24 protein-coding genes are annotated in these 25,557 nt (G+C 60.8%); 12 read left to right on the top strand and 12 right to left on the bottom strand.

The window, feature by feature from the left end; translation table 11 throughout:
• The first annotated feature begins 16 nt into the window (after nt 1-16).
• The 3 genes from CFE428DRAFT_RS00490 (at nt 17) to CFE428DRAFT_RS00480 (ending at nt 3,101) form a co-directional block, all read left to right on the top strand.
• Nucleotides 17-1,390, top strand: coding sequence for a hypothetical protein (locus CFE428DRAFT_RS00490; protein ID WP_006977433.1), 1,374 nt, complete (start codon nt 17-19; stop codon nt 1,388-1,390).
• Between the two features lie 322 nt (nt 1,391-1,712).
• Nucleotides 1,713-2,681: a tryptophan--tRNA ligase gene (gene trpS, locus CFE428DRAFT_RS00485; RefSeq protein WP_042724164.1), complete on the top strand. Its 969-nt coding sequence runs from the start codon at nt 1,713-1,715 to the stop codon at nt 2,679-2,681.
• Nucleotides 2,682-2,864: 183 nt separating this feature from the next.
• On the top strand, nt 2,865-3,101 hold the full coding sequence (locus CFE428DRAFT_RS00480) for a DNA-binding protein (protein ID WP_006977431.1): 237 nt from the start codon (nt 2,865-2,867) through the stop codon (nt 3,099-3,101).
• Nucleotides 3,102-3,336: 235 nt separating this feature from the next.
• Here CFE428DRAFT_RS00480 and CFE428DRAFT_RS00475 read toward each other — a convergent pair whose 3' ends face one another.
• The 5 genes from CFE428DRAFT_RS00475 to CFE428DRAFT_RS00455 all read right to left on the bottom strand — a co-directional run bounded on the left by CFE428DRAFT_RS00475 (nt 3,337) and on the right by CFE428DRAFT_RS00455 (nt 7,545).
• Nucleotides 3,337-4,338, bottom strand: coding sequence for a PIN/TRAM domain-containing protein (locus CFE428DRAFT_RS00475; RefSeq protein WP_006977430.1), 1,002 nt, complete (start codon nt 4,336-4,338; stop codon nt 3,337-3,339).
• Nucleotides 4,339-4,658: 320 nt separating this feature from the next.
• Nucleotides 4,659-5,609 (bottom strand): MlaD family protein, encoded by a 951-nt coding sequence (locus CFE428DRAFT_RS00470; RefSeq protein WP_006977429.1) that lies wholly within the window; start codon nt 5,607-5,609, stop codon nt 4,659-4,661.
• Between the two features lie 12 nt (nt 5,610-5,621).
• Nucleotides 5,622-6,359: an ABC transporter ATP-binding protein gene (locus tag CFE428DRAFT_RS00465; protein WP_006977428.1), complete on the bottom strand. Its 738-nt coding sequence runs from the start codon at nt 6,357-6,359 to the stop codon at nt 5,622-5,624.
• 4 nt (nt 6,360-6,363) lie between these two features.
• Nucleotides 6,364-7,146, bottom strand: coding sequence for an MlaE family ABC transporter permease (locus CFE428DRAFT_RS00460; protein WP_006977427.1), 783 nt, complete (start codon nt 7,144-7,146; stop codon nt 6,364-6,366).
• Between the two features lie 129 nt (nt 7,147-7,275).
• Complete coding sequence (locus CFE428DRAFT_RS00455; RefSeq protein WP_006977426.1) at nt 7,276-7,545, bottom strand: hypothetical protein; 270 nt, start codon at nt 7,543-7,545, stop codon at nt 7,276-7,278.
• Between the two features lie 392 nt (nt 7,546-7,937).
• On the opposite strand from CFE428DRAFT_RS00455, the gene CFE428DRAFT_RS00450 reads away from it, so the two are divergent.
• Together CFE428DRAFT_RS00450 and CFE428DRAFT_RS00445 are read left to right on the top strand one after the other, a co-directional pair.
• Nucleotides 7,938-9,557: an O-antigen ligase family protein gene (locus CFE428DRAFT_RS00450; RefSeq protein ID WP_006977424.1), complete on the top strand. Its 1,620-nt coding sequence runs from the start codon at nt 7,938-7,940 to the stop codon at nt 9,555-9,557.
• Nucleotides 9,558-9,632: 75 nt separating this feature from the next.
• On the top strand, nt 9,633-10,955 hold the full coding sequence (locus tag CFE428DRAFT_RS00445; protein WP_006977423.1) for a glycosyltransferase: 1,323 nt from the start codon (nt 9,633-9,635) through the stop codon (nt 10,953-10,955).
• Between the two features lie 114 nt (nt 10,956-11,069).
• Here CFE428DRAFT_RS00445 and CFE428DRAFT_RS32675 read toward each other — a convergent pair whose 3' ends face one another.
• Both CFE428DRAFT_RS32675 and CFE428DRAFT_RS00435 read right to left on the bottom strand, forming a co-directional pair.
• The gene (locus CFE428DRAFT_RS32675; RefSeq protein WP_049975500.1) at nt 11,070-11,651 is read right to left on the bottom strand and encodes a hypothetical protein; all 582 of its coding nucleotides are present in this window, start codon (nt 11,649-11,651) and stop codon (nt 11,070-11,072) included.
• Nucleotides 11,652-11,863: 212 nt separating this feature from the next.
• On the bottom strand, nt 11,864-12,625 hold the full coding sequence (locus tag CFE428DRAFT_RS00435) for a polysaccharide deacetylase family protein (RefSeq protein WP_006977421.1): 762 nt from the start codon (nt 12,623-12,625) through the stop codon (nt 11,864-11,866).
• A gap of 120 nt (nt 12,626-12,745) precedes the next feature.
• Here CFE428DRAFT_RS00435 and CFE428DRAFT_RS00430 point away from each other — a divergent pair, with 120 nt between their 5' ends.
• The 4 genes from CFE428DRAFT_RS00430 to CFE428DRAFT_RS00415 all read left to right on the top strand — a co-directional run bounded on the left by CFE428DRAFT_RS00430 (nt 12,746) and on the right by CFE428DRAFT_RS00415 (nt 17,584).
• Complete coding sequence (locus CFE428DRAFT_RS00430) at nt 12,746-13,864, top strand: glycosyltransferase family 4 protein (RefSeq protein WP_006977420.1); 1,119 nt, start codon at nt 12,746-12,748, stop codon at nt 13,862-13,864.
• On the top strand, nt 13,861-15,192 hold the full coding sequence (locus CFE428DRAFT_RS00425; protein WP_006977419.1) for a nucleoside/nucleotide kinase family protein: 1,332 nt from the start codon (nt 13,861-13,863) through the stop codon (nt 15,190-15,192). The genes CFE428DRAFT_RS00430 and CFE428DRAFT_RS00425 overlap by 4 nt, the downstream gene beginning before the upstream one ends.
• Nucleotides 15,193-15,287: 95 nt before the next feature.
• Nucleotides 15,288-16,508, top strand: a complete 1,221-nt coding sequence (locus CFE428DRAFT_RS00420; RefSeq protein WP_006977418.1) for a glycosyltransferase family 4 protein — start codon at nt 15,288-15,290, stop codon at nt 16,506-16,508.
• A complete protein-coding gene (locus CFE428DRAFT_RS00415) occupies nt 16,505-17,584 on the top strand; it encodes a hypothetical protein (RefSeq protein WP_006977417.1) in 1,080 nt (359 codons plus the stop codon). Before CFE428DRAFT_RS00420 ends, CFE428DRAFT_RS00415 begins: the two co-directional genes overlap by 4 nt.
• A 3-nt stretch (nt 17,585-17,587) precedes the next feature.
• Here CFE428DRAFT_RS00415 and CFE428DRAFT_RS00410 read toward each other — a convergent pair whose 3' ends face one another.
• Nucleotides 17,588-18,820, bottom strand: coding sequence for a glycosyltransferase (locus tag CFE428DRAFT_RS00410; protein ID WP_006977416.1), 1,233 nt, complete (start codon nt 18,818-18,820; stop codon nt 17,588-17,590).
• Nucleotides 18,821-18,888: 68 nt separating this feature from the next.
• Between CFE428DRAFT_RS00410 and CFE428DRAFT_RS00405 the strand changes: the two genes are divergently transcribed.
• Nucleotides 18,889-19,722, top strand: a complete 834-nt coding sequence (locus tag CFE428DRAFT_RS00405) for a glycosyltransferase (RefSeq protein ID WP_157447390.1) — start codon at nt 18,889-18,891, stop codon at nt 19,720-19,722.
• Nucleotides 19,723-19,728: 6 nt separating this feature from the next.
• On the opposite strand, the gene CFE428DRAFT_RS00400 is transcribed toward CFE428DRAFT_RS00405, so the two are convergent.
• The 4 genes from CFE428DRAFT_RS00400 to CFE428DRAFT_RS00385 are packed head-to-tail and all read right to left on the bottom strand — an operon-like array spanning nt 19,729 to nt 23,588.
• Nucleotides 19,729-20,721, bottom strand: a complete 993-nt coding sequence (locus tag CFE428DRAFT_RS00400) for an NAD-dependent epimerase/dehydratase family protein (RefSeq protein WP_006977414.1) — start codon at nt 20,719-20,721, stop codon at nt 19,729-19,731.
• A 40-nt stretch (nt 20,722-20,761) separates the two neighbouring features.
• On the bottom strand, nt 20,762-21,544 hold the full coding sequence (locus CFE428DRAFT_RS00395; RefSeq protein WP_006977413.1) for a WecB/TagA/CpsF family glycosyltransferase: 783 nt from the start codon (nt 21,542-21,544) through the stop codon (nt 20,762-20,764).
• Nucleotides 21,541-22,479 carry a glycosyltransferase family 2 protein gene (locus tag CFE428DRAFT_RS00390; RefSeq protein ID WP_006977412.1) on the bottom strand — a complete coding sequence of 313 codons (939 nt, stop codon included), beginning with the start codon at nt 22,477-22,479 and terminating at the stop codon, nt 21,541-21,543. The genes CFE428DRAFT_RS00395 and CFE428DRAFT_RS00390 overlap by 4 nt, the downstream gene beginning before the upstream one ends.
• Nucleotides 22,476-23,588 carry a glycosyltransferase family 9 protein gene (locus tag CFE428DRAFT_RS00385; RefSeq protein WP_006977411.1) on the bottom strand — a complete coding sequence of 371 codons (1,113 nt, stop codon included), beginning with the start codon at nt 23,586-23,588 and terminating at the stop codon, nt 22,476-22,478. The genes CFE428DRAFT_RS00390 and CFE428DRAFT_RS00385 overlap by 4 nt, the downstream gene beginning before the upstream one ends.
• A 179-nt stretch (nt 23,589-23,767) precedes the next feature.
• Here CFE428DRAFT_RS00385 and CFE428DRAFT_RS00380 point away from each other — a divergent pair, with 179 nt between their 5' ends.
• Both CFE428DRAFT_RS00380 and CFE428DRAFT_RS00375 read left to right on the top strand, forming a co-directional pair.
• Nucleotides 23,768-24,808, top strand: coding sequence for an exosortase/archaeosortase family protein (locus tag CFE428DRAFT_RS00380; protein ID WP_006977410.1), 1,041 nt, complete (start codon nt 23,768-23,770; stop codon nt 24,806-24,808).
• Nucleotides 24,798-25,502 (top strand): exosortase C-terminal domain/associated protein EpsI, encoded by a 705-nt coding sequence (locus tag CFE428DRAFT_RS00375; RefSeq protein ID WP_006977409.1) that lies wholly within the window; start codon nt 24,798-24,800, stop codon nt 25,500-25,502. Before CFE428DRAFT_RS00380 ends, CFE428DRAFT_RS00375 begins: the two co-directional genes overlap by 11 nt.
• Nucleotides 25,503-25,557: the final 55 nt, after the last annotated feature.

Below are 25,557 nucleotides of genomic sequence, written 5' to 3'. Positions count from 1 at the left end.
GCGATAAGCTGCGGCCATGCGCAGGCATCCCTGGCTCACGGCGCCGATTCTTTTCGTGGTCCTTTGCGAGGCGTTGTACATTGCCGTGGAGTGGCACGCGGAAAGCCGCTGGCGGCATTACGCGGTAGAAGCCCAGGCACGCGGTGTGAAGCTGTATCCCGCGGATTTCATCCGCCCCGAAATTCCCGACGCCGAAAACTTTGCCGCGCTGCCCCGGTTCAAGAACGCTTTGGCGGCGGAAAAGTTCAAGTCTCCCTTTATCCTCCCCTCCACGCCGCGGTCCACTCTCCCCGTAGGCCCCGCGAAGGCTTACCTTTTTGATGACGGCCCACCGGCCTTTGGTAACATGCGGAAAGGCGAGAAGATCGACTGGCAAGCCTGGCGGAAGTATTTTCTGGCTGTGGGGTTTCCGACCGAGGCTTCGGACGATCCAGTGCGCGATGTTCTGCATGCGCTCGATCATTTTGCCCCACAATTCCAGGAGTGGAGCGAATGGCGGACATCGCGTCCCCGCTGTCAGTTGCCAATCGGTCCCGTCAAAGGAAAAGGTTTTTACTCGACGATCTTTGCCGATGCTGCCGCGTTCTTCCGCTTGCGCATCTCCGCGCACTTGGCGGATGGCGATTCGGCGACGGCTTACGCGGATTTTCAGGATGGCTGTCAGGCGCCCCGAGCTTTGAAGAATGAGTTGGGCCTGGTGAACGCAGTGTTGCGGGTCGGGATGATGCATTTCCTTTTGGACGCGGTAGGAGGCGGCCTGCAGGAGCACGCTTGGAGGGATACCGAATTGCAAAAGATCGAGCGCGATCTCGCCGCACTGGATCTGTGGGAGGACTATCGCGCTTCTCTGGCCGGGGCGCGGGGTCAGCTCAACCAAGATATCGAAACAATGATGAACCAGACGATTCGGGAACGCCGGCGTTCCCGAAGCTACCAACTCTATTTTTCCGATTCGTGGACGGTGATGCTCTTCCAAATCATGCCGCGGAGTGTCTTCCGGGATAATGAATTGCGAATGAATCGTTATATCGACGAACTGCTGGCTCCGGGTAGCCGTTCCGTGCAGACTTTCGATCCCGAGCGGAAGACGCCCTCGTCGTCAACGTATCTCGCCAGCGCCTACGACAAACGGTACTACTTTCTCTCCGATCCCGCCGGGAAAGCCTATTCTTTCGTGGGGCAACGATTCCTTCGGCTGCAGACCGTGGTCGATCAAGCGCGACTGGCCTGTGCCCTCGAACGCTTCCGCCTCGCGCGAGGCAGCTACCCGGGCCACGCTCGCGGGAATTGGTGCCGGATTTCATCATGGCCATGCCCCGCGATATCTACTCTGGCACGCCCTATCAGTATCAACGAATCGGCGATTCCTGTTTCCGGCTCTATGGGGTGAGCGAGAATCGAACCGACGATGGCGGTATCGGCACCCGTGGAGACAGCCCCGACGCCGTCTGGCTTTATGCGCCCCGGCCCCCGGCGCCGTGAAACTCTCTGCCCTGCACCCCGGAAGGACCGCGCAAGGTGCGAGGATTTTTAAAACTGCGAATAGGCGCCAGTAGACGCGAATAGCAAAACGCATTGCTCCCTTCATTCGCGTTCATTGGCGTCCATTCGCGGTTCCTTTTCCCTTCGCCGTTCCCGCTGTCTGGCTTCCCCTTTCTTGACAGCCCGGCGGAGGCTCGGGGATGGTGCGCCCCCGCACTTCGACATTTGTAATGAAACGCATTCTCTCGGGCATCAAGCCCACTGGCAAACCGCATATCGGAAACTATTTCGGCATGATGCGCCCGGCCATCGAATGGCAGGACAAGGGCGAGGCGTTTTATTTCATCGCCGATTATCATGCGCTCACGACCGTTTTCGATCCGGTGAAACTGCGCGAGTACTCGCGGGGCGTGGCGCTGGACTTTCTGGCCTGTGGGCTCGACCCGGCGAAGGCGGTGCTCTTTCGCCAGAGCGACGTGCCGGCGCATACCGAGTTGGCGTGGCTGCTGAGCTGCCAGACGCCGATGCCGATGTTGGAAAATGCCCACGCGTACAAGGATCATCTCGCGAAGGAGAAGACACCATCCCACGGGCTGTTCGCCTATCCGGTGCTCATGGCGGCGGATATCTTGATTTACGATTCGGACGTCGTCCCCGTGGGTAAGGACCAGAAACAGCACGTGGAAATCACCCGCGATCTCGCGACGAAGATGAACGGCATCTACGGCCCGATTTTTAAAGTGCCGGAGGCGAGCATTCTGCCGACGGTGGCCACCATCCCCGGCCTGGATGGGCAGAAGATGAGCAAGAGCTACGACAACACCATCGAGCTCTTCCTCGAGGAAAAGGCGCTGAAGAAGAAAATCATGGGCATCGTCACCGATTCGACGCCGGTGGAAGAGCCGAAAGACCCGGCGACGTCCTCGATTGTCGCGCTCTACCGCTTTTTCGTGCCCGAAACAGACGTGGAAAAGATGGAAGCGGACTTCCGCGCGGGCGGTGTGGGCTACGGCGACTTCAAAAAACGGCTCTTTGGAGCCATCTGGGAATATTTTTCTTCGATGCGAATCAAGCGTGCGGAACTGGCCGCCGACCCGGGGTATGTGGATGCCGTTTTGAAGGCGGGCGCGGAGAGGGCCTCATCGACCGCAAATCAAGTAATGGAGCGGGTTCGCAAGGCAGTGGGGCTGCGCGGTTGAGGTGTATTAGTAGCGTTTAACGCTACCATAAAATACGAGGTTTCAGGAGCAGTCTGCGCCCAAAAAAGGCGACCTTGTCAAAATCTTGCTGTTGCACACCCGTGTTTTCCGTCTAGCATTGCCCCCTCTTCGCGCTACCGGAGCATTTTCGGCGTGGGCGAGGACGTCAGTAATTGTTTGTATATGAGCTACCAGAATCCAGGGGGGGAGCGAATGGGATCTGATCCGATTGCATCCGAAAAGGTTGCTATTGAGCGGAAGATCTTTTTCCTCGACCTCAAAGAAAATCAGCGCGGTCGGTTTTTGAAGATTACCGAGGACGTGGGCGGACGGCGTGACACGATCATGCTTCCGGCGCCTGCCTTTAAGGATTTTCTCGAAGCCCTGCAGCGCTTGGTCGAGTTCGAGGCCAAGCTTTAATCGGCAAATCCCAATTCGACCCTTCCTCTTGGTGCCCGAATTGTGACGCGGGTTCGCCTAGATGGCATGAACTTGAGCCGCTTCTTCTACGATGGAGCGGCTCTTCTTTTGTACGGAAGTTGAGAGTGGATAGTTGAGAGTTGAGAGCCGGTTTCGGGTGATTTGGGAATCGGTCAGGCAGGCGAAGACGTGGCTCTCAACTATCAACTCTCAACTATCCACTTTCTGCCCCCCCTTACGCCGCCCTGATATCGGCGAAGAATAGCCGGCCCGCGCTGGTCTGCAGTGCACTCGCCACCACCACCGGTACGGTCTTGCCGATGTGGGCGCGCGCGTGGTTCACCACGACCATCGTGCCGTCCGGAAGATAGCCCACGGCCTGGTGAGCGTCGCGGCCTTCCTTGACGAGCGAGAGTTCCACGTGATCGCCAGCCGCCAGCTGCGGCTTCAGCGCCTGGGTGAGGTCGTGGAGGTTGAGCACGGAAACATTTTGCAGCCGGGCGATGGCGCAGAGTCCGGAGTCGTTGGTCAGCAAGCGCGCGTCGAGCATCTTCGCCACTTGGATGAGCTTGGTGTCCACGGGCGTGTGGCTGTCCTCCTCCGTTTCGTGGATGGTGACGCTGAGGTTTGGGTCGAGCTGCATGCGCTGGAGACGCTCCAGGGCGAGACGGCCGCGCTCCCGCTTCTGCGGATCCGAGGAATCGGCCAGGCGTTGCAATTCATCGAGCACGAAGCGCGGGACGACCAGCGAGCTGCTGAGGAAACCGGTCGCGCACACGCTCGGGATACGGCCATCGATGATGACGTTCGAATCGATGAGCAGAGGCGCATCGTGAACCGTGGCCTGCCGGAACCGGACATAGGGAATGATGATGGCGAACTCGTCGCGATTGCTGCGAATGGCCAGCATCATGCCGACGTAGCTGAAGGTCGCGTAGACCACGAGCGAGCAGACCCACTGCACTTGCTCGGAGGCCTTGTCGAGCACGCCGGAGCTCAGAAGCAGTTTCGAGAAGAGAAAGCCGATGAGCAGACCGAGTGTCGCCGAGGAAAAAACGCGCAGCGAAATGCCGTGGAGCAGCCGATCCGCGAGAACGACGAAGAGACCAAACGCCGCGCCGACCAAGGTGCCGGCGAGAGGCGACCCCATCAAAGGCTCACCAATCATCGACCCCAAACAGGTCGCGAAGACGACGAAGAGCGCACGCAGCAGGTTGATGGTGAGCAGCGGAGTCATTGGGGCAATATGAGACAGTTAAATTCTTCTAAGACAGCAATCGTTGAGACAGCTTTCCACGAAATGCTCTAAGAAGCGATGCCTTTCCTGACAGCGTTGCGAAGCGGTAGCCGGGGCCGGTGGTTCCCGGGGCCGGCCCATTGAGACTAACCATTACCCACATCTTTTTTGAAGGTCCCGCGGAGAGAAGAAGTGCCTGCGAATCACGCAAATCACGCGAATAAAATCCTCCTCATTCGCGTTATCTGCGTGATTCGCGGGCTCCATCCGCAGTTTTTTTTGAGATGTGGGTAATGCTTAGCCATTGAAACGGGTTACAACTAATGACGTTTCGGGCGGGGTGTCGGCGTCGCGGGCACCTCGGCAACGGTTGTTGGATGGTCTTTATAGAAAAGCACGCCGGAGCGTCGGAGATTGGCAATCAGGGCTCGAAGGTTTTCCGCCGTTTGCTTATCGGCGAGGAGCATGCCGAGCGTGCCGTCACCGGCGTTGGCTTTGTTCAGCAGGCTGTGTGCGGAATCGGCCACCTTGCGGAAATCGCCGATCCCGAGCCGCAGATCGCCGGCCGCGCCGTCGACTGTCTTCAACGTGAGCTTTGCGGAGTCCACCGCTTCCTGCGATTTCGTCACGACGAGATCCAAATCCTTCGAGGCCTTGGAAAAGTCCGCGGTCGCCGACTTCAAATTGGCCAGGGTGTCCTGGAGGTTGTTCAGGTTCTGCTTGCTCAGCAATTGCTGGTTGATGCTTGCGGTGGCCTGCTTGATCTCGTCGAGCTCCTCGCTGAGCTTGCGCAGGATGTCGGTATTCAGGGTGTCGATCATCTGGCTGCCCTTGGTGGTCAGTTCGTCGAGACCGCCGGTGCGCTTGCCCGTGATGAGTTCCCCGGGTTCGGCAAAATCGTTTGGCGCGAAATTGGGCGGCACGATGACGTCGATGTAGGAATCGCCGAGCATGCCGTTGCTGCGGATCTGAAACTGCGCCTTGCGGGGAATACGGACGGTTTCACGAATGCTCAGCTCCACTTCGACCTCGTAATTTTCGCCGACCAGCGTCGGTGCGCTCTTCGTCAAGCCGATGCGCGCACCGGAAAGTAGCACGTCGGCATTTTTCACGAGGCCGCTGGCATTCGGGAACCGCACGCGGATGGTGTAAAAGTTTTCCAGTCCCTGGCCGGCGCGGCCAAAGGTCACGACCAGGCCGGCGACGACGCCGAGGCCGACCAAGAGGAACAGCCCAACAAAGAATTCGACGCCTTTACGCTCAGTGCTCATGGGAAAATGGGGTTAGCTGGACTCGCCTGAGCGGCCCTCGATGAAGTTGACGATCGCTTCATCCTGCGACGCGCGCAGGTCTGCCGGAAGACCGTGAAAATAAATGCGGCCCTCGTGCAGAAAGGCGATGCGATCGGCGGTGTGAAACGCGGTCTTCATGTCGTGAGTGACGACCACGGATGTCACCGATAACCGCTTTTGCAAGCGACGGATCAGGTGGTTGATCGAGTCGGAGGCGATGGGGTCCAGGCCGGTGGTTGGCTCGTCGTAGAGAATGCACGCGGGGCGGCCAACGATGGTGCGGGCCAGGCCCACGCGCTTGCGCATGCCGCCGCTCAAGTTCTCGGGCATCTTCTTTTGCTCGCCCGCGAGATCGACCATTTCCAGGGCTTCCGCGACGCGATCGCGGATTTCCTTTGGGTTGCGAAGGCCTGCCTCGCGCAGCGGGAAGGCGATGTTCTCCTCCACATTCATCGAGTCGAAAAGCGCCCCGCTTTGAAAGAGCATGCCGACCTTTTTGCGGATCGCGCCGAGCTTCCGTTCGGGCAGGGGAGTGATGTCCTCGCCATCCACCCATACGGTGCCGGAAGTCGGCTTGAACAGCCCGACGAAGTGCTTGAGCAGCACGCTCTTGCCGCAGCCGGAGCGGCCCATGATGGCGCACGTTTCGCCGGTCGCGATCTCGAGATCGACACCGCGGAGCACTTCCTGCGCGCCGAGCTTCTTTTTCAACTGGCGGACGGAAATCATGATCTCAAACGCCGGCAGGGAAGACCATGTTCAGGGCGAAAGTGAGGAAGAAATTGAGGATCAGCACGGCGAGCGAACCGTTCACCACCGCTTCGGTCGGAGCACGGCCGACGCCGACGGCGCCGTTGCTGGTTTTCAGGCCCTGATGGCAGGCGATGAAGACGATGACGATGCCGAAGACCAGCCCCTTCGTGAGCGCCATCTTCAAGTCCCGCGGGCCCGCGTAGAGGAGCATATTGCGCACGTAATAGGCGGCCGAAATATCGAGCACATGCACCCCGAGGACGTAGCCGGCGAGGACGGAGACGGCGCAGCATTCCGCGACGAGCAGCGGCATGGAAAAGAGCAATGCGAGCACCCGCGGCACGACGAGGTAATCCGTGGGATGCACTCCGAGCGAGCGTAGGGCATCGATCTGTTCGGTGACTTTCATCGTGCCGATTTCCGCGGCGATGGCGGCGCCGACCCGGCCGGAGACCATGAGCCCGGTGAGCACTGGGGCGAGCTCGCGGAACATCGAGACCGCGACCATCGACCCGACGGCCGATTTCATGCCGAGTCGCGAGAATTGAAAATAGGCCTGGGCGGCGAGCACCGCGCCGGTGAAGCCGCCGGTGACGACCACGACCATCTGCGAGCGCCAGCCCACCTCCACGATCTGCCGCAACACCAACCGCCAGCGAATCGGCGCCACGACGAGAGAGACACAGGTCTCGGACACGAGCGTGGCCAGTTCGCCGAGATATTGCAGTAGCGACAGCGCGATGCGCCCGATCGTGGTAACCATGGGGAGTCGCGACGCTAAGCGGGCATGCCCCACTTGTCCACCGCCAGCTCGTGCCCGCCCGGAAGGGGATTAAAAATCCAGCGACACCACACTCTCGCGAGTACGGCCTTCTTGCATGTCGACTCAGCCCTACGAGGGCAAATGCAGCGGCTGGGTCTTGCTCTTGGGATTCAGTTCATCCGGGACCGCCCCGACCACCCGTGGGTCGAGACCGATTTTGCGGAAAATCGACCGGATCTCCTGAATGCGAAGCGTCGGCTCATCGAAATCGAGGTAAACGATATCGTGGTTGCTATCGACTTTGTAACGCAGACCCGGCACGGCTTCGAGCTCGTGATCGAGCTCGAGAATCTTCTCCAAGTTTCGAACTCCAGCGGCGTAGATTTCGATTTCGATCATAGCTTTACTTTGTCAAGACACGCGCATGCTAATCCCTCTTTGGATAGGGTCGCAACGACTATTTTCCAAAGCGTTGAAAAAACTTGCTTTGCGCTACGAGAGGGCACCGAGGGAATACGTATAAAGAAAGACGCGGGCATCGGATCCGGAACTGGGCGGTCTATTCATTATTTTAACGCCGCCGGAGGATGAAAATTGGAGGCTATTTTGAGCTGCGCTTTTCTCTGAAATCCGCCCCTCTGGGGTCCGCCCGATCCGCCATGGAGATCACTCCCGATGGCCAACTCGACCTTCCCGTGTAAAAGTCTGGTGACGCGTCCCTTTCGCCACGTCGGCCATTGCCACCTGCCGGGTTCGCGTCTATAGGAACCCGCCCCCCAAACCGTCTCTTCATGAACATTGATCGTTTTGCCAACCCGAATCTCAAGATTCCCAGCGCCATCGGTTGCGCACTCGGCCTGGCCGTCGGTTTGGGTATCTGGGCCGGGAGCGGAGATTTCGACAAGCTGAAGTATGTCCTGGCGGGGTTGGCGGCGATTGTCTTCGTCCTCTTTTTCCTACGGTTTACCTGGGTGGTTGGGCTCCTGTTTTGTTTCCTCGGATTGATGCAAATCGGCTTCGGTTTTACGATCGGTGATCTGGAAATGTCCCTCGCTTTGGCCGCATTTGTCTTTGCCGTCACTTGGTGGCGCAAGGAGCGGGTCAGTAAACCGCCCGTGCTCGATCAGTGGAGTTACTCGCTTTTCATTACTCTCTTGATCCTGTGGCTGGCTTACGTGGCTGGCCATACGGTTTTCAATATCTACGCCCCTTACCGGCCCGCGGATTATGCGCTGAAGAATCTTCTCAAGACCGTCGAGGCATGGGTCGGGCCGTTCCTCCTCATGGTGTATTTCGGCAGCCGCTCGGCGCAGATCGTAGTGAAGCGGAATTTTCCGAAGGTGATTGCTTGGTGCATGTTGTTGGCTCTGGCCGTGAATATTGCGTTTCGTGTGTACGGATTTTTGACGGGAGGGGCTGAGAGCGACAGCGGCGGGTCTCTCGATTCCAATGCGCCCGACAACTTTATCATTCCAGGACTCGATCTCGTGCCGGACGTTTTCGCGTTGCGCTCCCTCCCCCCGACATCGATGCTCTTTTGCGGCGCGGTATTGACGACGCAGTGGTTTAAAAAGCAACCGCCCGGAACGAGGCGGCTTTTCTATATAGTCATTCTTTTAAGTGTCGTAGGCGCAGCGATGAGCGGTGGACGCGCGACCATCGCTTTTGTGCTTGTGCTCTTCCTCGTGTTGTTGGCTATGACCCGGCAAGTCGGGTTGCTGATGTTGTCAGTGGGAGCATGTGGGCTGCTGATTGCTGGGGTGAACATGATGCCGTCGCTGGTCAAGAAATCGCCAAATTGGGTCCAGCGCTCTTTGAATGTGGTCCTCATTGAAAAGGATCAGGAAGTTTCGGAAAGGATCGAGGGTTCTACGGACTGGCGGTACCAGCTTTTTCAACGCGCATTGGATGAATGGCGATCTGATCCGCGCATTTTCTGGTTTGGGCGCTCTACCTATTCGTTCGGTTTGGATGACCTCATTGCCCGATCCGTCGCGGGTGAGCAGGATGCGACCCTTGAAAGCTCTCTCCGCCGCGGCGCCACCCACAACATGATCACAGACTTGCTGGTCATTTTCGGCCTGATAGGGCTGGTGCTTTATTGCTGCCTCTATTTCGCGTTGATGTTCTTCCTCTGGTGCCTTTATCGATCATCGGAAGTGGATGAAATTGCCAAAGCACTGACTTTGGTCCTGCTGATCAGCCTGGCCTTCAACTTTGCCTATGGCGTATTGGGCGGAGCGAATTTTCCGGTCACCCTAGCATGGTTCTATGTCATTTTGATTGCCTATGTGAAAAGCCAGCACGCGCTTCGCGAACAGGACTCGCGTCCGACGATTCAACCTCCCCGCAAGACGGTGGTCAGCCAGGTGCCGGCCTATGGCCGGCCAGCCCTGAGACCTTCGATCTAGGCGGGACGAGAGGGCTCGCGAAATTTACCACCGCCGCGGCCGGTTTCCACGTGGCGTTCATTTCGTTTCCAGTGAATGAGTGATGACAACCGCGCAGGTTTCGATTTCAACGGCATTCCTGCCACTGTAAATGAGGACACCATCGATATCGCCGACCACGCATCGCGGCAACCCGCGCCGGGGATGAATTCGTATCGCCGAGTCCTTCTCGTCGAACCGATCTATCACGTGCATTCGGTCGGGTACTATCAAGCCGCCTTGGACTCCACCGGATTTGAAGACGCCGAGTTTACGGTGGTCACCAGTGTTGTTTCCGACCAGGAAGCGCAGCGCCTGGAAGCCTTTGCCCAATCCCAGCCGCGTTTGCATCTGCGGTTGCTGGCCAAGCACGAGCCCATTAGCCGCCGGGTGCAGTGCTCTCGCCAGTACTGGCGGGTGATGAAGCAGATCGAGGAGATCCTCGAGCGCGAGTCGTTCGACTTCCTCGTCTACATCATGGTGGATCACACGCTGCCCATTTTCGCGCTGCCCTTCGCCAAGCGGTGGTTTCCGCATCACTTTGCCATGGGAATCCGGGGACTTGCGTTTCGGCATCATGGGCTCCGGCACACTGCGGCCACCCCGCGTGGGAAGCGCCTGGAAATCCTCGATCGCTGGATTCTCGGTCGTGCCTTGTGCAGCGGGGTGTTTCGCCGCCTGTCCTTTCTCGACCGCGAAGCGGCCCGCCGCGCCCGCGCTCTGGAGAAGACGCCGGTTAGTGGCGAGGGCGTCGATGCGGTGGATTTTCCTCACCGCGACCCGGCGGAGGCCCGGGTTGCGCTCGGTCTTTCCCCGGAGGATTTTGTGTTCCTGATCTTCGGATCCCTGGACCACCGCAAGGGCGTAATCGAAACGATGGAGACTCTTCGCTCTGTGGTATGTCAGGACGACCGTGTGGTCGTGCTCATCGGTGGCCGCGTGGCTCCGGGACTGCGCCCGCACCTCGAGGAAACGCTCCGGACCTGCAACTTCCGCGTCGTCATGCATGACCGGTTCATTTCCGACGGCGACATGCCCAACTATTTTGCCGCCGCCGATTGTGTGTTGTGTGGTTACAAAGATTTTGCCGGTTCGAGTGGAGTCCTTTTGCGCAGCGCAAGCTTTGGCAATCTGGGCGTAGTTTCCCCGAATGGCGTGATGGAAGACGCCGTACGGGAGTTTGGTTTCGGCGAAGTGATCGACGTGCGGGATCGTGCCGGGTTTGCCGCCAGTATCCGGCGCCTCATGCATCTGTCTCCCGAAGAGCGCGCCAAAATGTCCGCTGGGGCCATTGCCTACGCGCGCACACACGATTTTCGCCTCTACATGGGGCAATTTCTGACGCCGGAGGAGGCTGCTGCCCTGAAAGCAAAGGCGTAGCCAGTAGGCAGTCTATGACCCTCGAAGATTTAGCCTAAAAACGGGAATGCGGGTCGGGCCGGCCGTGAAAACGGCGGTGGCGTGGCGATGGGATGGGGGGCGGCGGCGGTGAAATCAGCCCGAAAGGAGCGGGCGGGCTTCGGCGGGCAGCTGGCCGAGCCATTTGCCGCCGAGCCAATGGCGGAAGATGTGGGTCAAGAGCAGCGTCCAGCGCTGGTCGATGGTCCAACGCTCCGTGATGATATGAAAGCGGTGTAAGGTGTTGCTGACTTGGGCGATGGATTGGACGAGCGCCTCCCGGTTTTCGTGCTGCAAACTGACTTTGACCGTGCTCTGGCCGCCATGGCGGGTCAGTCGTGCGACGCCCCCGAGCAAGGCTGGCCGGCTGGTGATCGCCTCGCGGTGATGGGCGCCATCGTGGAGCCGCGCATAGAGGTGCCACCAGTTGTAGACCAGCGCCACCAAGTTGGCCATGAACCGCCAGTGCCCGCACAGGATCGACAGCACCGCCGTGCCCAACACCTCGACCACCTTGCTCCCCCGATTGCCCTCATAGGCCAGAGGCGACTTCTCCACGAACTGCTCCCATCGCCCCCCCGTGCGCAAAAACTGAGCGAAGAAGATGAGCTGCCCCTCCCGCGTCACCGGCGCTTGATCCTCGAACTCCGCCCAATATCGTCCCCCAGGCGTATCCACAGGCCAGGGAAGTGGCTCCAACGGGGACTCACCCTCCGGGTGAATGGCAACGGCGCTTTCCAACGGCGGCATCCCTCACTACACCAACTCCTTACTCATTTGCCGATCCTTTTCCATTCCCGCTTTTAGGTTTAGAGGAATAGGCAGGATGCGAGCGATGGGACCCATAACTCCTATCTTTCCTATTCCTCCGCTCCGTCAATCGATTCAGCCTACCGCCCCGTCCACAAACGCCACCAATCGCGCAACTCCCATTTCGGATATCGCACCATGAAGCGACGCAATGCCATCGGCGGGGTCGCCTTGTTATTGAGTCCGCGCTTGGTGATGGTGGCAGTAAGAAAACCCGCCTCCGCGACCATGTCGCAAACCCGCTCGTTGTAATCGCCGTAAGGGTAGCAAAAGTGATCGATGCGCTGGCCGAAGATGTCCTCCAGCTTTTTCTTGGATGCGGTGATCTCCTCCCGCGCCGCGGAGGCGTCGAGTTGGGTGAGATGTGGATGCGTCAAGGTGTGCGCGCCGATTTTGTTCCCGGCCGCCAGCCATTCGCGAGTCTGGACGACATCCATCAAGCGTTCACGGGCGCATCCGAGGGGGATCTCCCATTCGTTGATGCCTCCAAGCCGGTCCGCGATCAGATAAGTAATGCCCTGAAATCCATGGCTCGCCATCGGCTCCATCGCGTGAGCGTGGAGATTTTCAAAACCGTCGTCGAAGGTCAGGACCACCTTGCGATCGCCGTTTCTTTCCATGCGCAACGCTTCGTCGATCCCTCCGCTGCGGAAGCCGGCGGTGTGCAATTCGGCCACTTGCTCCGCAAAGAGTCGCGGGCTCACATAAAGCAACGCGCCCGAGCCGCCAAGGCGCCATTTCGGGCGCGCCACCTTGTGATAGGTGAGAACGGGCAGACCCTCGGCAAAAAGCGGCGCCAGATGTCCCAGGCGAAGATAATATCGGGGAAGCTCGGCAGTCATCGAATCCTGTCCACATCAGCGTGGCCGGCGCCTTCTGGCAACTCAATGTCTTCGCAGCGCGGGATTTTAACTCGTGCCTGTGCAATTTCCCGCCTAGGTTCCCGCCACAAAAAGAAGCTCATGCAATCCGTACGCGTCGCAGTCGTGTCGAGGTGGCGTCCCGACAGGGCCGATGGGGTGGATCAAGCCGTGGCCTGGACGAGCCGTGCACTCGTGAATCTGGGTTGCGAGGTCGAGATTTGGGAGGCTTCGCCGCGCCACCACCGTCTCGGCTTTCGCGAGGCGGAAAGCGGGATTCGGGTATGCGAACTGCCAGTATTGGCGAAGGGTTTTGTCATTCCTCCCGTGACGCGCGAGTTCGTCGTGCGGGAGAGCCAGCGTCTGCAGGTAGCGCACTTTCACTCGTGCTTCGTGCCGGCCAATGTCCGGTTGGCGCCGCTGCTGCGTTGCCCCTATGTGATCACGCCGCACGGCGGCTACTCGCGCTTTCGCATGTGGTTGCGCGGGGCGGTGCGCAAGTGGATCTTTTTCTGGCTTTTCTCTCGGCGTTATCTGGAGCGGGCGGCGTTTGTGCATGTGCTTTCAGATTTAGAAAAGGAAGCGGTCATGGACCTTTGCGCGCAGCGTCGCTTCGTCGTCGCCACCAGTGGGTGCATTGGGTTTCCCCCCGCGCCTGCGCCGTGGCGCGAGACAGGGGTTGGGCGGCGGCTCCTGTTCATTGGACGCCTGGATGTCGATTGCAAGGGACTCGACCGTGCGGTGCAGGCTTTTGCGGCCGCCTCGGAAAAGGACGATCACCTGACGCTGGCGGGCCCGGATTTCCGCGGGGGAAGGAATGAATTGCAAGGCATGGTCGGGCAACTGCAAATCGCCGACCGCGTGACAATTCGCGATGGCGCTTTCGGCGACGAAAAACAACAGCTCATCGCGGCATCGGACGTCTTCATCCAGCTTTCACGTTGGGAAGGGGTACCGTTGACGCCGATCGAAGCCATGGGTCTAGGCCGGCCGCTTTTGGTCACGCCGGAAACGAATCTGGCAAACTATGTGACCAACGCGGACGCGGGCTGGGTGGCAGACGAAGCGGACTGCGTGGCCGGCATGCGGGCGAGCCTGCGCACGCCGGTGTCGGAACTACTGGCCAAAGGCGCCCACGCCCGGCGTCTGGTGGAAACGGAATTTCAATGGAACACGACAGCACAGCGTCTCCTCGATGGCTACCGGGACATCCACCAGTGAAACGCGTCTCCCTTCGCCACCTATGGGATTGCTTCCGGGAAAAGGGAATCGACGTGCTGGTCCTGCGCGATTTCGAGGCGTTGCCGAACGAAGTGCCGAGCGACCTGGACATCGCGGTGCGTAGCGTCGCCTGGCGCGAGGCTGCTTCCGAGGCGATCCGCCAGTTTGCCCGGGAGGAAAATCTCACGCTCGTGCAACTCCTGCGCCGGGCCTATGTGTGGGAGCACAAGATGCTCGGTCAGGATGGCCGCGAACTGATCATCGATTTGCATTTCCAGGGAGAAGGCTGGCGCGGGCCCATCTATCTCACCAGCGAGGAGCTCTTCGACGAGGCGACGAAACGTGGCGGCTGGTTCGAGCCCGCTCCCCATCACCAGGCGATGATGGCCGTCTTTCAGCACTTGCTCTGGGGTGGTTTCTATAAGGAGAAATATCACCCGCTCGTGCCGCGATGGATCGCCGGCCACGAGGAGGCTTTCACCGCGTGCGTCGCGCGGGCCTTCGGCGCCGATATCGCGCCGCGCATTGTCCAGATGATCCAGGCCGCCGATGCCGCCGGATTGGCCGCCATAGTTCCGGCATTGCGGCGCCGGTTGTGGAAACAGCGAGGGCTGCCTGATTTGCCAGGTTCGCTCGCTCGGCTTGCCGGATTCATCTGGAGTGAGATCGGGATCACCTTGCAGCGTTATGGACGATGGATCGTTTTCGTGGGTCCCGATGGCGTGGGCAAGACCACCGTCGCCACGCTCCTTTTGGCCGAGACGAAGGATTTTTTTCGGGGTGCGCGATATCACCACTGGATTCCGCCCTGGCAAAAGCCGCTAACTTCCACGGTGCCGGCCTCCGCGCCCAAGCCACCGCTGCGTGATCGGCCGGCTGGAACGGGCGCGACAATATCCTCCGCCCTGCGTCTGGTCCGGAATGTTTTTCGCGCGCATCTCGCTTACTGTTTTCGCATCCTGCCGCAACTCCTGCGACAGCGGTTGGTGATCGGCGATCGCTATCTATTCAATTATCACCTGGACCCGGAAAGCGTGCGTTACTATGGGCCCTCGTCCTGGGTGCGTTTTGCGCTGCGGTTCGTTCCCAAGCCGGATCTCGTGCTGTGTCTCGTGGCCGATCCGGAGGAGATTCATCGACGCAAGCCGGAGCTGTCGCTCGATGAAATTCGACGGGTCATCTCGCGTGGCGAGGAGCTTTCGTCGATCGGGTTTCACGCGGTGCAAATCCGCGCGGAAGAGGCCCCGCCCGCGGTCGCCCGGGCGGTTGCCGAGCGTGTCACGCAAACGTTGCATGAGCCGACATCGAAAGACGCAGCGCACCGTTGACATTCCATGGTGATTTTCCTCCCTGCATCCTTGTCCCCGGCTTGATGATTGCCTCGCCGACCTCCGCCCATTTTCGCTAACCACCGAATTGCCACATGAGCCGACGTTTACGCGTTCTACTTTCCGCCTACTCCTGCGAGCCAGGCAAGGGCTCGGAGCCGGAGGTGGGATGGCAGTGGGCGCGGCAAATGGCGCGCTGGCATGATGTGACGGTGCTCACGCGGGCAAACAATGAGCCGACGATTCGCGCGGGTCTGGCGCGGGAAGGCGAAATGCCGGGCCTGCGATTCGTCTTTCACGATCTGGCTGCGCCGATGCTCCGGCTGAAGAAGCGACTCGGGTGGCACGATCTTTATTACCGCCGGTGGCAGGCTTCGGCGCGGCAGGTGATTGCCCGAATGGTGCGGGAAACGCCTTTCGATTTGCTGCACCACGTGACGTACGCGGGCGCGCGGTTTCCGGCGGCGATCTTCGGTCACGGAGTGCCAGCCATTTGGGGGCCGGTTGGTGGCTTTGAGTCCATGCCGGGAGCGTTGCTGCCGTGGCGTTATCCGCGCGAGTTGACGGAGGAAGTGGCGCGCAACATGGCCAATGCCTTGCAGGTGGCGAGCGGGGCTTTGGGTCGGCGCGCGACGGCGGCGGAGTTGGCGATTGTCTCGACCAAAGAGACGGCGGCGGCCTTGGAGGGATCGGGCGTCCGCAGCCGCTTGCTGCCGACGATTGGTATCCATCTGAAGGATTTCGTTCCCCCCGATCCCGCGCCGGCGGATCACCTGCGGCTGCTCTTTGCCGGCCGGCTGCTTTATTGGAAGGGCGTCGAGCTGGCGATTCGCGGGTTGCATGCGTCGGGAACGACGGCGTGTCTCACGCTGATGGGCGACGGGCGTTTCCGCCGCAATGCGGAGAAACTGGTACGCGAACTCGGCCTGCAAGATCGCGTCGAATTCCGCGGACAGGTGGCACGAGCGGAGGTGCTCGCGGCCTACCGACTCTACGACGCCATGCTTTTTCCCAGCCTGCACGACACGGGCGGTTTCGTCCTGCTCGAAGCGATGGCGGCGACACTGCCCGTGATCTGCCTCGCTTGTGGTGGGCCGGCGCTGGCGGTGCTGGAAGGGTGTGGCTTGCGGGTCCCGCTGGGTTCACGCGAGGAGGTGATCGCGGGCGTGGCGGCGGCGATTCGGCGGTATGCCGAAGATCCGGAGCTGCGGCGGACACACGGCGCACAGGCACGAAAACATGTCGCCGAGAATTATGCGTGGGACCGGAAGGGCGAAATCATGAACTCCATTTACCAGGAGGTGCTGGCCAAGTGAGCGACTGGCGCGATCTGTTTTCCACACCGGCTGCTGTTGAGAGCGGCCGGAAATGGTCGTTCCGCGTTTTGCGCCGGCATGGGCACGATTTGCTGGTGTTGCCCTTGCAATGCCAGGCGGCGGCGCGGGCCATGACACTTTATGCCGCACAGACTCGCTTCGCGCGTTGGGGTAAGGCGCTCGTGCAGGCGGCGTTGAGCCTGGGGTTGCCGATGCCACTTCCCCGCGTCGACCTGACGATTGCGAAAACGGATCCATTGTTCGGGTGGCTGCAGGAGATGACCGGTGACGCAGAGTCGCCGGTCTTTGCCATTCTCGCCGGCAACCCCTCCACGCCGGGGCGGCGTTTCATTATGCTCGCTTTTCACGATGCAGAGCCGGTGCTTGTGGCCAAGGTCGGTATCGATCCGGAAGGGCGCGCGCTGGTGGATCGCGAGGCTCTGTTCCTGAAACGCGTGGCCCATCGCCTCCCGCACGTATCGCCACTGCGTGGCGCGAAATCGACGGAAGCGTTTTCGGGATTGGCGCTGGAATTCATCGACGGGCGGTCGCCCGCGGCGGACGACAGAGCCGGCCTTTGCAGGGTGCTTCGTTCGTGGCTCGACGAAACGCATCCCACACCGCTGGAGGCACTCGAGTCGTGGAAGCGGCTCGCGGCGCGGCCCAGCGCACAAGCCGTCGTAAAGCATCTCGTGGGACGCACCGTCGCGCCGGCGCTTTTTCACGGCGATTTTACTCCTTGGAATGTACGGGCGGAAAAGACTTCCGGTCGCTGGACGGTGATCGATTGGGAACGTGGCGAGGCTGCGGGGGTGCCGGGGTGGGATTGGTTCCATTGGGTGATCCACGTGTCCCTCCTGGTGCAGCGAGGTGACGCTGCCGCGATTCTCGCGCAACTGAACGCGACTTTGCAGTCCGCTGACTTTCGTGCCTACGCACAGGCTGCCGGAATTACCGGCCTGGAGCGTGCCTTGCTGGCTGGCTATCTTGTCTATCTCCACGACTTTATTGCTCCACCGGAGATTCAAGACAAGATTGCCTGCCTACGCGATGCGGTGATGGCGAATGCGGTGTGAGTTTTAGGCGGTGTAGCCCGCGGCCTTTTTCAGCGCAGTGCGCAGCGCGGCCAGGAATTGGGCCTGCGTGTAGTGGGAGACGAAGTAATCCCGCAAGCCTCGCGAAAGGTCGATGGAAAGAAATTCGACGAGCTTCTGCGCGATGCTCTGCGGCGCGTGGGCAGGAACGAGCCCGGGATAATCCGGCGGAAGGATACCCTCGAGCGCGGGAATCGATGTCGCAATGGCCGGCAGGCCATAAGCCATGGCTTCGGCGACGACGAGGCCGAAGCTTTCGTGATAACTCGGGAAGCAAAAGCAATCGCTGTAGAAAAAGAGCGAGTGCTTCTTCTCGGCCTCGACGAACCCCGCGTAGCTGACGCAATCCACCAGGTCGGGTTGGCACACGCGATATTGAAATTCCTTCTCTTCGCGCGCGTCGAGGAACGCGCCGGCGACGACAAGGCGGCAATGCAGTGGTGAGGCTTCACGGATGAGTCTGGCATTCGCCGTGGCGATACCTTCGAGGGCGTCGAAGAGCCCTTTGGCCCGGGTGCAATGGGCGAGGTAAAGCACCTGAAAGACTTCGGGTTCTCCGCCGGCCGCGGCGGACTCTTCGGCGGTCAAGGTCTGGCCCCGGAGCAGCTTGGCGCGAGCTTCCACGCGCGCGCGCCGATACGGCAAAAGATCCTCGTCGAAATCCGGACACGGATCGGGAATGCCGTTGGGTACGATCTCCGCCGTCTGTGAACGAAACCACAGGGCATCGCGCATGCTGGGAACAGCGACCGCGATGCCGACGGCGCCACGGCCGAGCAGACGGTGGGTGACCCAGCGCTCGATCCACGTCCCATCCGAGCGCAGCCAATCGCCGAGGCCCACCGCGTGCCAATGGTGCACGATATTGTGGAAGAAAGGCCTGCAGAGCAGCATCACAACCCAGTCGCGATAGAGCGCGGCGCGTTTGCCCGGTGCGGGCACATAATAAAATGTGTGCACGTCGTAGCGATACCGGCACCAGATCGCCTCGAGGCAATAGCGGATGACGAGCCACATTTTTCCCAAGCGGAACGAGCCGATATCCTCGAAGCCCTCCGAGTAGCGGCAATTGACGTGATAGCATTCGATGTCCGTCGGTAGCGGCTCGCCGGGAGGCCGTTGGCGGCAATCGCCGCCCAGTCCTTCCACCATCAGTTGCACCATGTAGCTCTGCCCGTGATGAGGCGGTGGTGTGTGGGCGAAGACTAAGAGCTTCATGAAGCAACCGACGAATTAGCGGAATGTGAGGTTGCTGGGAAGCCCGGGGCTGTGTGCAAATGGAGATCGTGAAGTTTTCCATCGTGACGCCCAGCTTTCGGCAGCTCTCGTGGCTGAAGCGTTGCGCGCGCTCGGTAGCGGATCAGGGCGTGGACGTCGAGCACATCGTGCAGGACGCGGGGACTGGCCCGGAGCTGGAAGCGTGGGCGGGTGCGCATGGCGGGATGCGACTCTTTGTAGAGTCGGACAATGGGATGTACCAGGCGCTCAATCGCGGACTGGCGCGCGCGACCGGGGACATCTGTGCGTGGTTGAATTGCGACGAGCAATACCTGCCGGGAGCGCTGGCGCGGGTGGAGCGGGTGTTTGCGGAGAATCCCGGCGCGGATCTGGTGGCCGGCGATTTCCTGGTGCTCGATCCCGCATCGCAACTGCTGGCGTTCCGCAAGATCACCCCGTTGCGGCGGACGATGATTCTGACCGATCACCTCTACGCGTTTACCTGCGCGATTTTCTTTCGACGTCATGTTTTCGGCGAGGGCATGCAATTCGACGAGAGTGTGAAGACCATTGCAGATGGAGACTGGATCGCCCGGGCGCTCGCGCGCGGGCATCGCTTTGCTTATGTGCGCGAATATCTCTCGGCGTTCACCTTTACCGGCGACAACCAGAGTGCGCAGCAACTCGCACGGGCGGAAACGGCGCGGGCGCAACAGGCATTGCCCAGGTGGGTGCGCGCTCTCGGGCCGGCGCTGCGTGGCGTGCGACGAATGGAAAAGCTGTTCGCGGGCGCCTATCGCAGCGGGCCAATCGAGTACCAAGTCTACGCCGCGGAAGATGACAAGCAGCGCACGCACTTTCGATGCGCACAGCCGCAGTTTCGCTATCCGACGGCGCGATAGGTCCGCTTACGAGCGGTTCACCACCGAGCTGCGCCCGCTGGTCATCTCGTCGTAGATCCAACGATAGGTCTTCTCCATGCCGTCGCGCAGTTTGGTACCGGGCTGCCAGCCGAAGACTTTCTCGATGAGCGTATTGTCGGAATTGCGGCCATTCACGCCCTTCGGCGCGCTCAGGTTGTAATTACGCTTGAGCTTCACCCCGGCGATGGCCTCAACGATATCCACGAGCTGGTTGATGGAGACGAGCTCGTTGCTGCCAATGTTGATCGGCTCGATGAAGTCACTGTTCAGCAGCCGCTGCGTGCCGTAGAGGCAGTCATCAATATACATGAAGCTGCGGGTCTGCTCGCCGCTGCCCCAGATCTCGATTTCGTGTTTCCCGCTGAGCTTTGCGTTGATCACCTTGCGGCAAACCGCCGCCGGCGCCTTTTCGCGGCCGCCGTCGTAGGTGCCGTGCGGGCCGTAGACGTTGTGGTAGCGGGCAACGCGCGTCTGGATGCCGAAGTCCTCGCGGAAATGGCGGCACATGCGCTCGCTGAAAAGCTTTTCCCAGCCATAACCATCCTCGGGTAGCGCCGGGTAGGCGTCCTCTTCCTTCAGCGCGGTGACATTCGGGTCGCGCTGCTTGTCGCCGTTGTAGACGCAGGCGCTGGAGGAGAAGAAGAAGCGCGAGGCGCCGAATTTCTTCGCGGCCAGCAGCAGGTGCGTATTGATGAGCACGCTGAGCATGCAGAGCGCCTTGTTCAGCTCGATGAAGCCCATGCCGCCCATGTCCGCGGCGAGATTGTAGATGACGTCGCAGCCGTCCACCGCCTTTTCGCAATCACCGAGATGCTCGAGGTTGAGCTGGTGGTTTTCTACGTCATCGAAGCGCTGATACCATTCGGCCAGCGGCTTTTTATCGACGGCGCGGAGTCGGGTGTGGCCCTGGCGGCGAAGATCAGCGATGAGGTGGCCGCCGATGAAGCCACCGGCGCCGCAGACGAGAATTTTGCTCATTGATTTAACTAGGTGCGGGGGATGGAAAGCCCGTCACTGTCTACGGCGCGGTGACGCCTTCAAGCGGATATTTACGCAGCCCGAACATTTGACCGAGGATTCGCCAGATAAATAACGGGTTGTTGACCAAATAGCGGCGGCCCAGGCGGCGGGGTTCCGAGCACAGGCGGTAAAACCATTCCAGCCCCGAGCGTTGCATCCAACGAGGCGCCTGGGAGACCCGGCCCGCATGAAAATCAAACGCTGCACCGACGCCGAACATGAGGGTCGTATCGAGCTTGGAAAGGTATTCGGCCATGAATCGTTCCTGTTTCGGCGTGCTCAGGCCGACCCAGATGATGTCAGGACGCGCCTCGCGGACGGTCCGCTGGAGATCGGCCTCTTCCTCGGCATTGAGCGGGCGGAAGGGCGGACAATATGTGCCGCAGATGGTTACTCCGGGGAAGCGGGCTTCCAGCCGGGCCTTCAGCTCGTCAGCCACTCCGGGAGCGCCGCCGTAGAAAAAATGGCGGAAGGCGGTCTGCTGGGTGGCGCGGAAGATTTCCAGCATGAGGTCGGGACCGTAAACACGATCCACCCAGCGGCCCTGCACATGCCGGCCGAGCCAGACCAACGGCATGCCATCGGTCGTGTTAAGAAAAGCCGCATTGAGGATGGCGCGAAAGGCGGGTTCATTTTGCGCTTCGCTCACCCCGTGGACGCCGGTGACGCAGACGTAACCTTTGCGCTTCTCACGCAGTGCCTCCAGCACCGCCTCGGTGGCGACGGAGAGATTCATCGCGTGCAGGGCCACGCCGAGGACATTGAAGCGTTCGATCTTCATGGAGCAGGGGGCAGCGCGGCGAAGCGCGCCCGGAAAGTGCGACCCGTGCCGGCGCCCGCGGGCTCTCCGAGCACCGCTCCGCGCCACAGTGCGGCGATGGCATCCGCAACGGCCGGCCACGACCACAGGCGGAAGAATCGGCGCAGCGCCCCGAGAATCGTCCAAGCGATGCGACGACCGTGAGGCAGGCGGAATCCGATGAATGCGATGTTTTGCACCATGGCACTATGTTTCAGGTATTCAGCCTCGCGGGAAAGCGCGGTGTTGTCGGGCGGCGGCAAATGTTGCACGGCCACCGCCGGCACGAGAATGCCCCGGGCTTGCGCGGTGAAACGCAGGCTGAACTCGAGATCTTCGCCCCGGACCCAAAAGTCATCGCGATGCGGTCCGTGCCGCTCCAGTGCCGTCCGCTTCACGAGGAGGCAAACACCCTGCGCCCAGAGAAAATCGCGCGGCTCGGTGCCGAAACGTGCGCGAAATTCCTCCGGCGTGCCATCAAAGGCGTCGCGCAATTCCGGAACTCGCTGAATCAGGCCCGGCAGCCAGCCGACGTGGCCACGGGCATCGGTGACGAGCGGGTAAGCCAGGTCTGCTTGCGCCCGCTCCATGGTTTCGGCGAGCACCGTGATCGTGTCCGGGGCCAGTACCGCGTCGTCATCGAGAATGAGCACGTGGGTGAGATTTGCCTCGGCCATTTGCAAGGCGCGCTGCTCGGCCAGCTTCAGTCCGCCGCCGCAACCGAGATTGGCGCCCGGGCTGAGATACTGCGCTCCGGGATACGCCTTCTCGACCAACGCCTGCACTTCCGCGCTGCCTTCGTTATCCACCACGATCACCGTGCTGAGTCCGGTCACCTGCAGGAGCGACTGCAGCAAACGCTGAAGTTCGTGCGGGCGCCGATAGGTGGCGATCAAGGCGGCGACGGAAAGACTCATGACACCGGCAACGCTTCCACACCGGCAAATTCCCGGGACAGCAACCCGCGATCGATCAAATTGCAGAGATGCTCGCGGATCTCGGGCCACACCCGGTCGGGCGCCAGACGCGTCATGCAGAACGGCTCCGCGAACTTGCAGTAGTCGAAGCACGGCCGCCATGGGCAGATGTCGCGGATGACCACATGGTGCTGGTCACCCCACGGCCGGAACCAATCGGGATTGGTCGGGCCGAAAATCGGGATGACCGGCCGTCCGCAGGCCGCGGCAATGTGCCCCGGGCCGCTGTCATTGCAGAGCAGCAGGTCGACGCGCCCCAACACGTCGACCAACTCCGGCACGGTGAGAGGCCGCAGCACCCGGTCCGCCAGGGAGGTTAGCGCGGGGCCGCAACCTTCCGGGCCGGGGACGAGCACGAAATCGAAGTGGAACCGGGCTCGCAGTTTCTCGACCAAGCGGACGAAATACGCCTCTGGCCAGCGCCGCACGCCGATGCGTGCACCGGGATGCAGGCAGAGAATCGGCTTGCCGGAGAGTCCGGCAAACATTTGATCCACGCTCTCCGAGCGATACTGCGCGTGGTCCAATTGCGGGCCGGCGTCGTCCATGCCCGGGAGATCGAGCGCCCGGCCAATATCGCGCCAATCCTCCACCTTGTGCTGCTGAGGTAGGGAGCGGGTGAGTGGGTCCGTAAGGAAGGCATCGCTGCCCCAAACCGCAAAGCCGTAGCGCTTCCGTGCCCCGGCCAGCAGCATGACCAGATGATCGCGCGGGTCGTTCCGCACTGAGACCGCCGCGTCGAACGGTTCGGCGCGCAACTGCCGGAAAAGCGCGAAGACTTTACCCCAGTTCCAGCGCCAGAGCGCATATTTGCCGCGGTAGGCTGACCACGGCGCTTCAAAGCTAATGAAGCGAATATCGGGGAACGTCGGCTGGAGGAGCCGCGTGGCGTGCTCTTTGCCGACGAGCGTGATGTCGTAGCGCTCCTGCGCGGCGCGCAACAGGGGAGTGGCAAAGGTCAGGTCTCCCAGTCCCCAGAATTCGAGAACCAAAAGCTTGGGACGGTTCGAAGTGGGCGGGGCGTCGGACGAAAGCAAAATTTCGGGCAATGCTAGAGTTGGGGGTGAAAAGTGGCAAGACGCCGCCGGGTTGACACCAGTTTTTTACCTGGCCGCTCACGGTCAGCGACCAAAGGCGCGCTGCAACACCTTTTTGTCGGCAAATTGTGACATTCACGTGCCTTGCACCCATTGAAAGAACCCGAGGAATCTGTAAAGTGCCGTCGCTCATGCCTTCCGCTACGGCAGTCGAACCCCCTGAGCCCACCCTCGGTGAAACGATGGCGGGCGTGACCGCGTGGGTACGTGAAAACCCGCTGGCGACGCTCTTGCTGGCCATCTGCGGCGGCTTGCTCGTCTACTTTTACGGGTTCTACAGCGTCTTCATGAATGGGGCGCAATCGACGGCCGTGTGGGCGTGGAAAGGCTGGAACGACGAGAACGATCAGGTCCACTGCCGTTTCATCGCGCCGATCATCCTTTTCATTTTGTGGCAGCGCCGTGGGGAGCTCATTTCGATCGTGAAAGAGCCCAGCCTGCGCGGGCTGGCTTTCGTGATCAGCGGCATCGTTTTGTTCGTCCTCGGCATTCGCTGTTTGCAGGCGCGTCTCGCCATTCTCTCCCTGCCGCTCGTCGTTTACGGCAGCGCGGAATATCTCGGCGGAAAGGCCTGCGCCCGCATCTTCATTTTCCCGTGCCTGCTCATGCTCTTCATGGTGCCGGTCGGAGGCGTCATTCAGAGCACGGTGACGCTGCAATTGCTGGCGTCGAAGACGGTGGGTGCGCTCTGCGCCTTGCTCGGGATCCATATTCAACTTATCGGCACGACCATCAATGTGGATGGGCATTCTTTCGAAGTAGCCGGCGGGTGCAGCGGGATTCGCTCGCTCATGGCCATGACCATGCTGGCCGCGCTTTACGTCTATTATGCGCTGGGCCGTCTGTGGCAGCAGTTCGTCGTCTTCGCTGGGTCCATCTTCTTTGCCTTGATCGGCAATATCGCCCGTCTCTTCACTGTCGTGCTGGTCGCCAAATTCTGGAACCCGGAAATCGCCGGTGGCCTGTATCACGACTACTCGGGCTTTGTCTTCTTCCCCATCGCCGTGCTCGCCATGGTGGGCTTTGGCAATCTCATCAGCCGCGATTGGAGCCAGGCCAGCGCCCGCATCGCCAAAACGCTGACCGCGCCCGATCACGAAGCGCCGCGCAAAGACGTGGACGAAGTGGAAGGCGAAAAGAAACCCGCCAGCCCGATTTCCTATGACTACTAAGCATCTCGCCATTCTCCTGGCAGTACTGCTGGTTGGGCTGGGCAGCGTCTTCCTGCTGCCGCATCACCTCGGTTTTCAACCCGTAGGCGTGGAAATGAACCTGCCGAAGATGGTCGGCGGCTGGTATGGCCGGGATCTGGATTTTTCGGAGAAAGAGCGCACCGTCCTCGGCGAAGACGCCGGCACGGAGTTCGCCCGCAAGGCCTATCACAACGGCGCGGGTTTCGAAATCATCGCGTCTGTCGTGCTCTCCGGTGAGGACATGAGCCGAAGCATCCATCGTCCCGAGCGATGCATGCCCGCGCAGGGATTCACCATCATCGACAAGGGCGCGGTGCCGGTCGCCTTGGGAGATCACGGATTGCTTCGCGTGACGCGGCTGCAAAATGTCCGCAACGTGACCGAGGAAAGCGGGAAATCCCTGGCGCTCTATAATGTGACTTATTACTGGTTCGTCGGGCACACGGTGACGACGAGTTCGCACATCGTGCGCACGTGGCTGGATATGAAGGACCGGCTGCTCCACGGCTACAACCAGCGTTGGGCCTACGTTACCGTCGCCGCGCAATGGCCGCCCGGCGCGGAGCAGGATCCCCGCGCCCAGCGAGTGATCGATGACTGGATGAAGGATTTCATCAAGCAACTCGTGCCGAAGATCCAGAAGGACTCGGTGCAGATTGCCAGCGTGAATTGAGGGAGGGAGGATTCCGCGGAGGGATCGGCTCTTAATCCTTATTCTTTAATCGTTA

Origin of the sequence: Chthoniobacter flavus Ellin428, assembly GCF_000173075.1 — a bacterium.
Taxonomy (GTDB): Bacteria; Verrucomicrobiota; Verrucomicrobiia; order Chthoniobacterales; family Chthoniobacteraceae; genus Chthoniobacter; species Chthoniobacter flavus.
This window is presented reverse-complemented; position numbering and strand designations above follow the sequence as displayed.